Below are 11,474 nucleotides of genomic sequence, written 5' to 3'. Positions count from 1 at the left end.
CACGCACTGGCCGCCGACGGCCGCCACATCGTCGTCAGCGACCTGGACCTCGAGGCCGCCGAAACGGTCGCCGCGCAGGTGCGCCAGGCCGGCGGCTCGGCCGAGGCGGTGGCGCTGGACGTGGCCAGCGCGGACAGCATCGCCGCGGCGCTGGCCGCTGTCAGCCGGCCGGTGGACGTGCTGGTCAACAACGCCGGGCTGCAGCATGTGGCGCCGCTGCAGGAGTTCCCGATGGACAAGTGGAGCCTGCTGGTGGAGGTGATGCTGACCGGGGTCGCCCGGCTGACCCAGGCGGTGCTGCCGGGCATGCGCGAACGCGGCTTCGGCCGCATCGTCAACATCGGCAGCATCCACTCGCTGGTCGCCAGCCCGTACAAGAGCGCCTACGTCGCCGCCAAGCACGGCCTGGTCGGCTTCTCCAAGGTGATCGCACTGGAGACCGCCGACACCGACATCACCATCAACACGCTCTGCCCCAGCTACGTGAAAACGCCGCTGGTGGACAGGCAGATCGCCGACCAGGCGCGCACCCGCGGCATTTCCGAAGCCGACGTGATCGCCCAGGTGATGCTCAAGCCGATGCCCAAGGGCGTGTTCATCGCCTACGACGAACTGGCCGGCTGTGTAGCGTTCCTGGCCTCGCCGGCGGCGCGCAACATCACCGCGCAGACGATCGCCATCGACGGCGGCTGGACCGCGCAGTAGCGCTGCGGCAAGCGCGCACGTGCGCCTGCTGGATCGCGCGATCGACGCTGGTCAATTTTTCGCCATTGCGGCGGCGGCCGTTGCGGCACAACGCCACTGGCATCTTATCCACAGCGTTCGTGCGCTTTCATCCACACCGGCTGTGGAGAAGCGCGACCGGGACTGATGAAATTTTCGCCAACCGACAGAATCGGGCAGCCATTTCAGCGACTTGCGACGCTTGCCCACAGGCTTGTGCAGCATCGATCCACAACCGCTGTGGACAAGACGGACGCGGTGCCGCGCGAGCGTTCGACCGAGCGGCGCGCCGGCCCCTCGCCCATCCCCCGACGCGAAAGGCAGAGGCTGTTCCTTCTCCCGACGGGAGAAGGTGGCCCGAAGGGCCGGATGAGGGTACGGGCGAAGCCTGGTGCAACCAAACTCCGCGCGGCGCTTTCGGGCCGTACCCCCAAACTTCTTGAGTCGCTTTCGCCCCCAACCCCTCTCCCGATGGGAGAGGGGCTTTACGGCAGCGCGAGCGTGTCGGACCCGCGAGTCGCGCCAGGGCTGCATGCGTCCGTCGCGATACGGAATGACGCCGCGGAACGGGCGTGGGTCGCCATCGAACACCAGCGGCAAGAAGAGGCTGTTCCTACTCCCGTCGGGAGAAGGTGGCCCGAAGGGCCGGATGAGGGTACGGGCGGAGCCTGGTGCAACCAAACATCGCGAGACGCTTGGCGCCGCACCCTCGCCCCCCAAACTCCGCGAGTCGCTTTCGCGCCGTACCCCTCACCCCAACCCCTCTCCCGATGGGAGAGGGGCTTAGCGCGTCAGACCCGCGAGTAGCGCCAGGACTGCATGCGTCCGTCGCGGTATGGCATGACTCCGTGGAACGGGCGCGGGTCGCCATCGAACACCAGCGGCAGGAAATGGCGATCGCCCTCCCACAGCGGCAGCGTGTCCATCTGCGCGATCGGCACCCAGGCCAGCGTGCCCTCGGCGTTCTCGGCGAACGGCTCGCCGGCGTAGGCGTCGATCAGGAACACGAAGCCCAGCCAGTCCTCACCGTGCTTGCCGAACCCCGGCCAGCTGATGGTGCCGCGCAACTGCAGCGCCTCGCAGGTGATGCCGGCCTCCTCCAGGATCTCGCGGCGCATGCCGGCCAGGACGTCCTCGTCCGCCTCCACCTTGCCGCCCAGGCCGTTGTACTTGCCCAGGTGATGGTCGCCGGGCCGGGCATTGCGATGGACCAGCAGCACCTGGCTGCGGTCGGGCGAGAGCACGTAGCCCAAGGTGGCGACGATGGGGGTGTAAGGCATGCGACGAAGGCAGAGAACGACGGGCGCGCAGTATGCCGTAACCGTGCCGCCGCTTGGTCCAGCCTGTGTCTAGACGGCGGGCGTCGCCGCGTCCTGCGCCGCGCGCGGCAACGGCGGCGCCGAGCGCAGCGTGGCCACGCCGTGGCCGCGCTCGGCCAGATATTCCAGCCATTTGCCGAGGAAGGTGTTCATGCGCATGCGGTGGCTGATCAGTTCCGCCGGCGGCGGGTACAGCCCCATCACGTCCTGCCAGCGGCGGCCGACATAGCAATGCGTGGTCTCGGCCTGGCGCGCGTCCAGGTACAGGCGCACGTAGGCCGACGGGTCCGGCTCGCCGGTCAGCGGGTCGCACAGATCGTAGGTCAGGCGCAGTTCGACGGTGTAGCGGTGACGCTCGATCACGTCCAGGCGCAGGTCCAGGCCGTCGCCGATGCTGGACACGTAGCTGCCGGCGGCCAGGTCGGCCGGCACGAACAGGCGGTTCAGGTGCAGATAGTTCTCGGCGTACAACCCCATCAGCCAGCCGAAACGGCTGAGCCGGGGGATGCGTTCGCTGCGGGTCATGGCGTGCTGCATGGACCGATCCTACACGCTGGATCGCGCCGGCGGCAGCATTGACGGATCGGCGCCAGCGGCCTACCGTGGAAATCCCTGCGAAGACGTGCGGAAATGCCGTCGCCGCCGGGAATGGCCCCGCCCGACCGGCGCGCGCTGGCCAGTCATACCCTCTCTCAGAACATCTCGCGCTGCAGTCCCAGCGTCGCCAGCACCTTGCTGGAAATCTCCTCGATCGAGGTATGCGTGGTGCTCAGGGTCGGAATCCGCTCCATGCGGAACATGGTTTCGGCCGCCGCCACTTCGCGCCGGCAGGTCTCGGCGTTGGAATAGCGCGAATTCGGCCGCCGCTCCTGGCGGATCTGCTGCAGCCGCTCCGGATCGATGGTCAGCCCGAACAGCTTGTTGCGATAGGCGCGCAGGCGCGGCGGCAGCCGATCGCTCTCCAGGTCCTCGTCGGTCAACGGATAGTTCGCCGCGCGCACACCGTAATGCAGCGCCAGGTAGATGCAGGTCGGGGTCTTGCCCGCGCGCGACACCGCCACCAGGATCACGTCGGCTTCGTCGTAGGTCAGCGCGATGCCGTCGTCGTGCGCGAGCGCGAAGTTCATCGCGTTGATGCGGCGGTGGTAGGTCTCGAAGTCGACCAGACCGTGCGCCTGCCCTACCCGCGAGTGCCGCGGCGCGTTCAATTCGCGCTCCAGCGGCTCGATGAAGGGCGCGAACACGTCGAGCATCAGCGCCCCGCTCTCGGCCAGCAGCATGCTCAATTGCGGATCGACGCAGGAGTTGACCACGATCGGCCGAACCTGATAGCGCTCCCCTGCGGCATGGATCCGCTGCGCGGCGTCGCGGGCTTTTTCCGGATCGTCGACGAACGACATGCGGTCGGTGACGAAGCTGAAACCGCTGAACTGGGTGAGCAGGCTATGCCCAATGGTTTCAGCGGTGATACCGGTTCCATCGGACACGTAGAACACCGGTCTGATCGTCGACATTGCCTGCATTCTCCTGGCTGAAACCCAACGGATGCGCCCGCTTCGCTTGTGCCGGCTCGGGTGCGCACTGCATCATATCGGCTTCTTCCCTCACGGACGCGGCCATTCAGCCCGCCTCGGGCGATGGCCTAACGGAGCATCGCGCTTGAACGAGAACATCCTGTGGTTGCATGAGCTGCGCCTGGCCGACCTGGCTCGCGTCGGTGGCAAGAATTCCTCCCTCGGCGAAATGATCGGCAATCTGGCGGGGCTCGGCGTGTCCGTGCCCGGCGGCTTCGCCACCACCGCCGAAGCGTTCAAGGCCTTCGTCGCCCACAACGATCTGTACCAGCGAATCTTCGACAAGCTGGCCACGCTGGACGTGGAAGACGTGGGCGCGCTGACCGCCGCCGGCAAGGAAATCCGCGGCTGGGTGATCGACGCACCGCTGCAGCCGGAGCTGGACCAGGCGATCCGCGATGCTTACGCGCAACTGTGCAACGAGAACGGTGGCGGCGACATCGCGGTCGCGGTACGTTCCTCGGCCACCGCCGAAGACCTGCCCGACGCCAGCTTCGCCGGCCAGCAGGAGACCTTCCTCAACGTGACCGGCGCCGACGACGTGGTGCACAAGGTCAAGGAAGTCTTCGCCAGCCTCTACAACGACCGCGCCATCGCCTACCGCGTGCACCACGGCTTCAAGCACGAGGACGTGTTCCTGTCGGCCGGTGTGCAGTTGATGGTGCGCTCGGGCGTCGGCGCCTCCGGCGTGCTGTTCACCCTGGACACCGAGTCCGGCTTCCGCGACGTGGTGTTCGTTACCTCGAGCTTCGGCCTCGGCGAAATGGTCGTGCAGGGCGCGGTCAATCCCGACGAGTTCTACGTCTACAAGCCCACCCTGAAGGCCGGCAAGCCGGCGATCCTGCGCCGCTCGCTGGGCAGCAAGCTGATCCGCATGGTGTATTCGGACGTGCCGGGCGAGCGCGTGCGCATCGAGGACACCCCGGCGCAGTTGCGCAACACCTTCTCGATCAACGACGAAGACGTGCAGGAACTGGCCAAGCAGGCGCTGGTGATCGAGCAGCACTACCAGCGGCCGATGGACATCGAGTGGGCGAAGGACGGCGTCAGCGGCAAGCTGTTCATCGTGCAGGCGCGTCCGGAGACGGTGAAGTCGCGCGGCCACGCCACTCAGATCGAACGCTTCGCGTTGCAGCAGCGCGGCGAGGTGATCGCCGAAGGCCGTGCGATCGGCCAGAAGATCGGCGCCGGCGTCGCCCGCGTGGTGCGCAGCCTGGAAGACATGAACCGGGTACAGCCCGGCGACGTGCTGGTCGCGGACATGACCGATCCCGATTGGGAGCCGGTGATGAAGCGCGCCTCGGCGATCGTCACCAACCGCGGCGGCCGCACCTGCCACGCGGCGATCATCGCCCGCGAGCTGGGCGTGCCGGCCGTGGTCGGCACCGGCAACGCGATGGAACTGGTCGAGGACGGCAAGGAAGTGACGGTGAGCTGCGCCGAAGGCGACACCGGCTACATCTATGGCGAGCGCCTGCCGTTCGAGCGCACCACCACGGATCTGGGCAACATGCCGCCGGCGCCGCTGAAGATCATGATGAACGTGGCCAACCCGGAGCGCGCGTTCGACTTCGGCCAGTTGCCCAACGCCGGCATCGGCCTGGCGCGCCTGGAGATGATCATCGCCGCGCACATCGGCATCCATCCCAACGCACTGCTGGAATACGCCAAGCAGGACGCGGCGACCAAGAAGAAGATCGACGAGAAGATCGCCGGCTACGCCGACCCGGTGAGCTTCTACGTCAACCGCCTGGCCGAAGGCATCGCCACGCTGACCGCGTCGGTGGCGCCGCACCCGGTGATCGTGCGCCTGTCGGACTTCAAGTCCAACGAGTACGCCAACCTGATCGGCGGCAGCAACTACGAACCGCACGAAGAGAACCCGATGATCGGCTTCCGCGGAGCCAGCCGCTACGTCGATCCGAGCTTCGCCGCCGCGTTCGCGCTGGAATGCAAGGCGGTGCTCAAGGTCCGCAACGAGATGGGCCTGGACAACATGTGGGTCATGATCCCGTTCGTGCGCACCCTCGAGGAAGGTCGCAAGGTCGTCGAGGTATTGGCCAGCAACGGCCTGCGCCAGGGTGAGAACGGCCTGAAGATCATCATGATGTGCGAGGTGCCGTCGAACGCGCTGCTGGCCGAGGAATTCCTGGAGATCTTCGACGGCTTCTCGATCGGCTCCAACGATCTCACCCAGCTCACCCTGGGTCTGGACCGCGACTCCTCGATCGTGGCGCACCTGTTCGACGAGCGCAATCCGGCGGTCAAGAAGATGCTGTCGATGGCGATCAAGGCCGCGCGCGCCAAGGGCAAGTACGTGGGCATCTGCGGCCAGGGTCCTTCGGATCACCCCGACCTGGCCGAGTGGCTGATGCAGGAAGGCATCGAATCGGTCTCGTTGAACCCCGACACCGTTGTCGACACCTGGCTGCGCCTGGCCAAGCTCAAGAGCAAGGGGTGATGCCGATGCAGTCGTGGCTGACGGCACTGACGGCGGCCACGACCGCTGCACCGGCGACGCGGGCGGCGCGCCCGTTCGACTGGCGGACGCTGGACTGGGCGCAATACGCGCTCAACTGGGGCGTGGCGATCCTGATCCTGGTGGTCGGGATGTGGATCGCCAAGCGCCTGAGCGAATGGCTGCGCAGCGCCCTGCTGCGCGCAAGGGTGGAAGCCACGCTCAGCAATTTCCTGCGCAACGTCGCCTATGCGTTGATGCTGGTGCTGGTGCTGGTCACCGCGCTGCAGAAGATCGGCGTGCCGCCGACCTCGCTGTTCGCCGTGCTCGGCGCCGCCGGCCTGGCGGTGGGTCTGGCGCTGAAGGACTCGCTGTCCAACATCGCCTCCGGGGTGATGCTGATCGTGCTGCGGCCGATGCGCGACGGCGACCACGTGGTGGTGGCCGGCCAGGAAGGCGTGGTCGACGAGATCCGGATCTTCCAGACCCGCATCCGCACCTTCGACGAGCGCATGGTGACCCTGCCCAACAGCACCATCACCACCGCGCCGATCGTCAACTACAGCACCCTGCCCAACCGTCGCCTGGAGATCACCGTCGGCGTCGGCTACGGCGACGACCTGAAGAAGGCGCAGGAGCTGTTGCTGAAGATCGCCCAGGACAATCCGAACATCCTGAAGACGCCCGCCCCGTTCGTGCAGGTCACCAACCTGGGCGAGAGCACGGTGGACCTGATGCTGTTCGGCTACGCCAAGAACAGCGATTTCGGCGCGGCCAAGAGCAGCACGCTGGAGCAGATCCGCAACCAGTTGCTGGAGAACGGGCTGAGCATTCCGTATCCGCAGCGCGACCTGCACGTGTACCACCACGATGCCGACGGCCGCCCGATCGCCGAGTTGCTGACCAAGGGCGTCACCGACGACGGCGAGACCAAGCCAGGGCCGCCGCTGGCGCGCTGAGGGGCGGCGTCAGCACCTGCATTCCCTGCGCGACTGTATCCGCCCGACGATCATCGGGCGGTCTGTCGCACGCTCTCTGACAGCGTCAGGATCGCGGATCAGCCCTCGCCCTGCCCGCCCAACGTGCCCATGAACGGACGGTAGTAACGCAGTTCGTCGATGGAATCGTGCACGTCGCTAAGCGCGGTGTGCGAGGAGGTCTTGGTCAGGCCGGCCGACACCGTCGGCGCCCAGCGCCGCGCCAGTTCCTTCAGCGTCGACACGTCCAAGTTGCGGTAGTGGAAGAAACGCTCCAGCCGCGGCATCTGCCGGTGCAGGAAACGCCGGTCCTGGCAGATCGAGTTGCCGCACATCGGCGAGGTGCCGGGCTTGCACCACTGGGTCAGGAACGCCATGGTCTCGGCCTCGGCCTGGGCCAGCGTGACCTGGCTGTCGAGCACGCGCTGCCACAGGCCGGAGTGGCGGTGCTGGTTGCGGTTCCACTCGTCCATCGCCTCCAGCGTCTGCAGCGGATGGGCAATGGCGAACTCCGGGCCCTCGGCCAGCACGTTGAGTTGCGCGTCGGTCACCACCGTGGCGATTTCGATGATCGAATCGCGATCGGTATCCAAGCCGGTCATTTCCAGATCGATCCAGATCAGCCGATCGTTCGCCACATGCGCTTGCGCCATATCACCGTCCTGTCGTTCGCGGCGGCGAGGCCGGCGCGGAAGTGTCGTATCAGACTTCAATGATACCGCGCGGCCTGCGCGACCGGCAGGGGCTGGCCGCTCACGCGCCCAGCGGCGGCTTGCCGCGCTTGGCGCGGAAATAGTTGGTCAGGCGCGTGCTCGCCTCCGCCGCCAGGACCCCGCCGCGGACCTGCACGCGGTGGTTGTGGCGCGGATCGGCGAGCAGGTCGAACACGCTGCCGCAGGCCCCGGTCTTGGGATCGGTGGCGGCATAGACCAGTTCCGCCACCCGCGCATGCACCACCGCCATCGCGCACATCGCGCACGGCTCCAGGGTCACGTACAGGCGGCTGCCGACCAGGCGGTGATTGCCGAGCCGGCGGCCGGCCTGGCGCAGCGCGACGATCTCGGCGTGCGCGCTGGGGTCGTGTTCGGCGATGTTGAGGTTCCAGCCCTCGCCCAGTACCTCGTCCTCGGCCGAGACCAGCACCGCGCCGACCGGAATCTCGTCGAACTCGCGCTCGGCACGCTCGGCCAGGGCCAGCGCATGGCGCATCCAATGTACGTCGCGCGCCAGTTGCGCCTCGTCGCCGACGCTCACCGCGACGCGCCGTGCTTGCGCACGAACTCGGCGAAGACCGCCAGCGTGGCTTCGCTGACGTGATGCTCGATGCCCTCGGCATCGCGGCGCGCGGTGTCGGCGTCGATGCCCAAGGCCAGCAGGAACTGCTCCACGGTCTGGTGGCGCTGCCGGCTGGCCGCGGCCAGCGCCTCCCCCTCGGCGGTCAGGAACACGCCGCGGTAGGGCCGCTGCACCACCCAACCACCCTTGACCAGGCGCTTGAGCATCTTGGCCACGGTCGGCTGGGCCACGCCCAGGCGCGCAGCGATATCCACCTGCCGCGCTTCGCCACCGTCGGCGAGCAGGTCGGAAATCAGCTCCACGTAGTCCTCGATCAGCTCCAGGCGGTGCGCCTCGCGCACCTGGCGGAAGCTTTCGACCTGCACTTCGGCGTCGAGCAGCACCGCCGGCGGCGCCATCGACTTCCCGCTTTTCTGCATCGCAACGCCCTTGTCCTGTGCCGGCGCCCGCCGGCCACCCGCCTATTCTGGCCGAATCCGGGCTATCGCAGCGATCTGAATTGCCAATGCTAATCCATATAGCACCTGCTATATACTCGTTCGCACCCCGCCCCACGTGTCATTGCCATGGCCGCCCCCCTGCCCCTGCCGAGTTCCGCTGCCGCGCACGCCAGCCGTGGCGAGGCGCGTCCCAGCCTGGGCGCGATGCATGCCAGCGTGGCCGTGCCGCGCAGCGGCCTGGGCTGGCGCCGCTTCCTGGCCTTCCTCGGGCCCGGCTACATGGTCTCGGTCGGCTACATGGATCCGGGCAACTGGGCGACCGATATCGCCGGTGGCTCGCACTTCGGCTACCTGCTGCTGTCGGTGATCCTGCTGTCCAACCTGATGGCGATCGTGCTGCAGGGCCTGGCCGCGCGCCTGGGCATCGCCACCGGTCTGGACCTCGCCCAGGCCTGCCGTGCGCACTACTCCAAGCCGGTGAACTTCCTGTTGTGGCTGGCCTGCGAAGCGGCCATCGTCGCCTGCGACCTGGCCGAAGTGATCGGCACGGCGATCGCGCTGAAGCTGCTGTTCGGCATCCCGCTCACCGCTGGCGCGATCATCACCTCGATCGACGCGCTGCTGGTGCTGTTCCTGATGCGCCGCGGCTTCCGCGCGCTGGAAGCGTTTGTGATCGCCCTACTGACGGTGATCTTCGCCTGCTTCCTGATGCAGATCGTGCTGGCCGCGCCGCCGCTGCGCGAGGTGCTGTCAGGCTTCATCCCGCGTGCGCAGGTGGTGACCGATCCGGCCGCGCTGTACCTGGCGATCGGCATCATCGGCGCGACGGTGATGCCGCACAACCTGTACCTGCATTCCTCGATCGTGCAGACCCGCGCCTACGAGCGCACCGACCAGGGCCGCCGCTCGGCGCTGCGCTGGGCGCTGGCCGACAGCACCATCGCGCTGAGCCTGGCGCTGTTCGTCAACGCCGCGATCCTGATCCTGGCCGCCGCGGTGTTCCATGCGCACGGCCGCACCGACGTGCAGGAGATCGAACAGGCCCACGAATTGCTCGCGCCGATGCTCGGCGTCGGCCTGGCCTCGACCCTGTTCGCGGTGGCGCTGCTGGCCTCCGGCATCAATTCCACCGTCACCGCCACCCTGGCCGGGCAGATCGTGATGGAAGGCTTTTTGCACCTGCGGCTGCCGCCGTGGGCGCGGCGCCTGCTGACCCGCGGCCTGGCGATCGTGCCGGTGGTCGCGGTGACCTCGCTGTACGGCGAACAGGGCACCGCCAAGCTGCTGGTGCTGAGCCAGGTGGTGCTGTCGATGCAGTTGCCGTTTGCGGTGATCCCGCTGGTGCGCTTCGTCACCGACAAGCAGCGGATGGGACCACTGGTGGTGCGTCGCGGCCTGGCCTGGCTGGCCTGGACGATCGCCGCGTTGATCGTGGTACTGAATCTGAAGCTACTGGCGGACACCTTGCTGCACTGAGCGATCCCGCCGCCGACGCCGTGCGCAGACGATGACAGGATGGCCGCGCTGCGAACGGACGCCCGAACACATGCGCGTCGCTACCTGTCCTGGGCTGCAGCCAGCGGCACCACGTATGCCTCCAGTTCCGCCATCCGCCCATCGCGAAACCGCCAGACATCGCAGTAGGAGAACAACGACGTCCTGGCGTCGCCAGTCTCCAGTGTGATCTGGCCGAGGGCCACGACGTGGCCGTCGCCGATGATGTACTTGCGAACGTCGAACTGCGGCGGCTGCCGGTAGGCGTCGGCCATCCACTCCCTGACCGCCTGCTTGCCCCGCAATATGCGCTCGCCGATGAAGTGCCAGGTCGTATCTTCGGTGCAATGGGCGAGAAAGCCTTCGTAATCGCCGGCGGCGATGGCGGCGTTCGCGACCTGCAGGACGTGCTGGTTCGCCTCGGTCATCGGATGGCCTCCTCTGGCTGGGAACGGTCGAGATGGCGCCAACCTAGCGTCGCCTGTGTCACACCTGCGTACACGCCTCAGCGGCTCGCCGCGCGAGCGACCGGCGACGCACGCAAGCGTTGCAACGACCCGGCACAGAAGTCTCGTGCATCGGCAGTGACGGCGAAACCGGAGTTCCTGCCGGCACGCACCGGCATGCACGGGCGCTGACGATCTCGCGCCCTCTCAGGTTGTCGGTGCTTTCGCGAACAGCGCCGTATAACGCCGCTGCATTTCCTCCGGCGTCACCGACTCGATCGCATGGCCGATCAGCCAGCGGTGGCCGAAGGGATCGCGCACGGTGCCGGAGCGTTCACCGTAGAAGTGGTCCTGCATACCGCGCTCGAGCGTGGCGCCCGCCGCGACCGCGCGGGCGACCAACGCGTCGGCATCGTCCACATGCAGGTGCAGCGTGACCGGCGTGGCGTCAAGGTGTTCGGGGCTGCGTACGCCCATGTCCGGATACTCCTCCGACAGCATCAGGATGTGGCCATCGAGATCCACCTCGGCATGACCGATACGTCCATCGGGCTCGGTAAGGCGGAACAGTTCGCGCGCACCAAACGCGCGCGCGTAGAACGCCATCGCGGCGGCGGCGTCGCGCACGCACAGATAGGCATACAGTTCGTGGATCGCCATGGCATGTCCTCGTGTGGGCCAGGTGCCCATTGTGGAACCCTGGGTGCGCCGCGTCTTGCAGGAAATTGACCTGCGCCGCGATCAGCG

Annotated in this window: 13 protein-coding genes and 1 pseudogene; 5 read left to right on the top strand and 9 right to left on the bottom strand. The window is 67.4% G+C overall.

What is annotated here, in order from left to right; genetic code table 11:
• The first annotated feature begins 6 nt into the window (after positions 1-6).
• Both D183_RS0113675 and D183_RS27790 read left to right on the top strand, forming a co-directional pair.
• Entirely contained in the window at positions 7-705 is a 699-nt protein-coding gene (locus tag D183_RS0113675) for a 3-hydroxybutyrate dehydrogenase (RefSeq protein WP_232757278.1), read from the top strand.
• 19 nt (positions 706-724) lie between these two features.
• Positions 725-871, top strand: coding sequence for a hypothetical protein (locus D183_RS27790; RefSeq protein ID WP_198527668.1), 147 nt, complete (start codon positions 725-727; stop codon positions 869-871).
• 359 nt (positions 872-1,230) lie between these two features.
• On the opposite strand, the pseudogene D183_RS26485 reads toward D183_RS27790, so the two are convergent.
• The 4 genes and pseudogenes from D183_RS26485 to ppsR form a co-directional block, all read right to left on the bottom strand.
• Positions 1,231-1,356 (bottom strand): annotated as a pseudogene (locus tag D183_RS26485) (7,8-dihydro-8-oxoguanine triphosphatase); the annotation flags it as partial.
• Between the two features lie 158 nt (positions 1,357-1,514).
• A complete protein-coding gene (locus D183_RS0113670; protein WP_017909497.1) occupies positions 1,515-2,003 on the bottom strand; it encodes an NUDIX hydrolase in 489 nt (162 codons plus the stop codon).
• A gap of 69 nt (positions 2,004-2,072) precedes the next feature.
• Positions 2,073-2,579: a DUF1249 domain-containing protein gene (locus D183_RS0113665; RefSeq protein ID WP_017909496.1), complete on the bottom strand. Its 507-nt coding sequence runs from the start codon at positions 2,577-2,579 to the stop codon at positions 2,073-2,075.
• A gap of 155 nt (positions 2,580-2,734) precedes the next feature.
• Entirely contained in the window at positions 2,735-3,556 is an 822-nt protein-coding gene (gene ppsR / locus D183_RS0113660) for a posphoenolpyruvate synthetase regulatory kinase/phosphorylase PpsR (protein ID WP_010342958.1), read from the bottom strand.
• 145 nt (positions 3,557-3,701) lie between these two features.
• Between ppsR and ppsA the strand changes: the two genes are divergently transcribed.
• A complete protein-coding gene (gene ppsA / locus D183_RS0113655; RefSeq protein WP_017909495.1) occupies positions 3,702-6,077 on the top strand; it encodes a phosphoenolpyruvate synthase in 2,376 nt (791 codons plus the stop codon).
• 5 nt (positions 6,078-6,082) lie between these two features.
• On the top strand, positions 6,083-7,033 hold the full coding sequence (locus D183_RS0113650) for a mechanosensitive ion channel family protein (protein WP_017909494.1): 951 nt from the start codon (positions 6,083-6,085) through the stop codon (positions 7,031-7,033).
• A gap of 98 nt (positions 7,034-7,131) precedes the next feature.
• Here the strand turns inward: D183_RS0113650 and orn are convergent, their stop codons facing one another.
• The 3 genes from orn to mntR form a co-directional block, all read right to left on the bottom strand.
• Complete coding sequence (gene orn / locus D183_RS0113645; protein ID WP_017909493.1) at positions 7,132-7,704, bottom strand: oligoribonuclease; 573 nt, start codon at positions 7,702-7,704, stop codon at positions 7,132-7,134.
• 100 nt (positions 7,705-7,804) lie between these two features.
• Positions 7,805-8,305, bottom strand: coding sequence for a tRNA adenosine(34) deaminase TadA (tadA, locus tag D183_RS0113640; protein WP_017909492.1), 501 nt, complete (start codon positions 8,303-8,305; stop codon positions 7,805-7,807).
• Entirely contained in the window at positions 8,302-8,766 is a 465-nt protein-coding gene (gene mntR, locus D183_RS0113635) for a manganese-binding transcriptional regulator MntR (protein WP_026143893.1), read from the bottom strand. The genes tadA and mntR overlap by 4 nt, the downstream gene beginning before the upstream one ends.
• Positions 8,767-8,913: 147 nt before the next feature.
• Between mntR and D183_RS0113630 the strand changes: the two genes are divergently transcribed.
• Positions 8,914-10,263: an Nramp family divalent metal transporter gene (locus tag D183_RS0113630; RefSeq protein WP_017909490.1), complete on the top strand. Its 1,350-nt coding sequence runs from the start codon at positions 8,914-8,916 to the stop codon at positions 10,261-10,263.
• Between the two features lie 80 nt (positions 10,264-10,343).
• On the opposite strand, the gene D183_RS0113625 is transcribed toward D183_RS0113630, so the two are convergent.
• Both D183_RS0113625 and D183_RS0113620 read right to left on the bottom strand, forming a co-directional pair.
• Entirely contained in the window at positions 10,344-10,709 is a 366-nt protein-coding gene (locus D183_RS0113625; protein WP_017909489.1) for a nuclear transport factor 2 family protein, read from the bottom strand.
• A gap of 225 nt (positions 10,710-10,934) precedes the next feature.
• Positions 10,935-11,387: a VOC family protein gene (locus tag D183_RS0113620; protein ID WP_017909488.1), complete on the bottom strand. Its 453-nt coding sequence runs from the start codon at positions 11,385-11,387 to the stop codon at positions 10,935-10,937.
• Positions 11,388-11,474: the final 87 nt, after the last annotated feature.

Source organism: Xanthomonas sp. SHU 199, from assembly GCF_000364665.1.
Classification (GTDB): Bacteria; Pseudomonadota; Gammaproteobacteria; order Xanthomonadales; family Xanthomonadaceae; genus Xanthomonas_A; species Xanthomonas_A sontii.
This window is presented reverse-complemented; position numbering and strand designations above follow the sequence as displayed.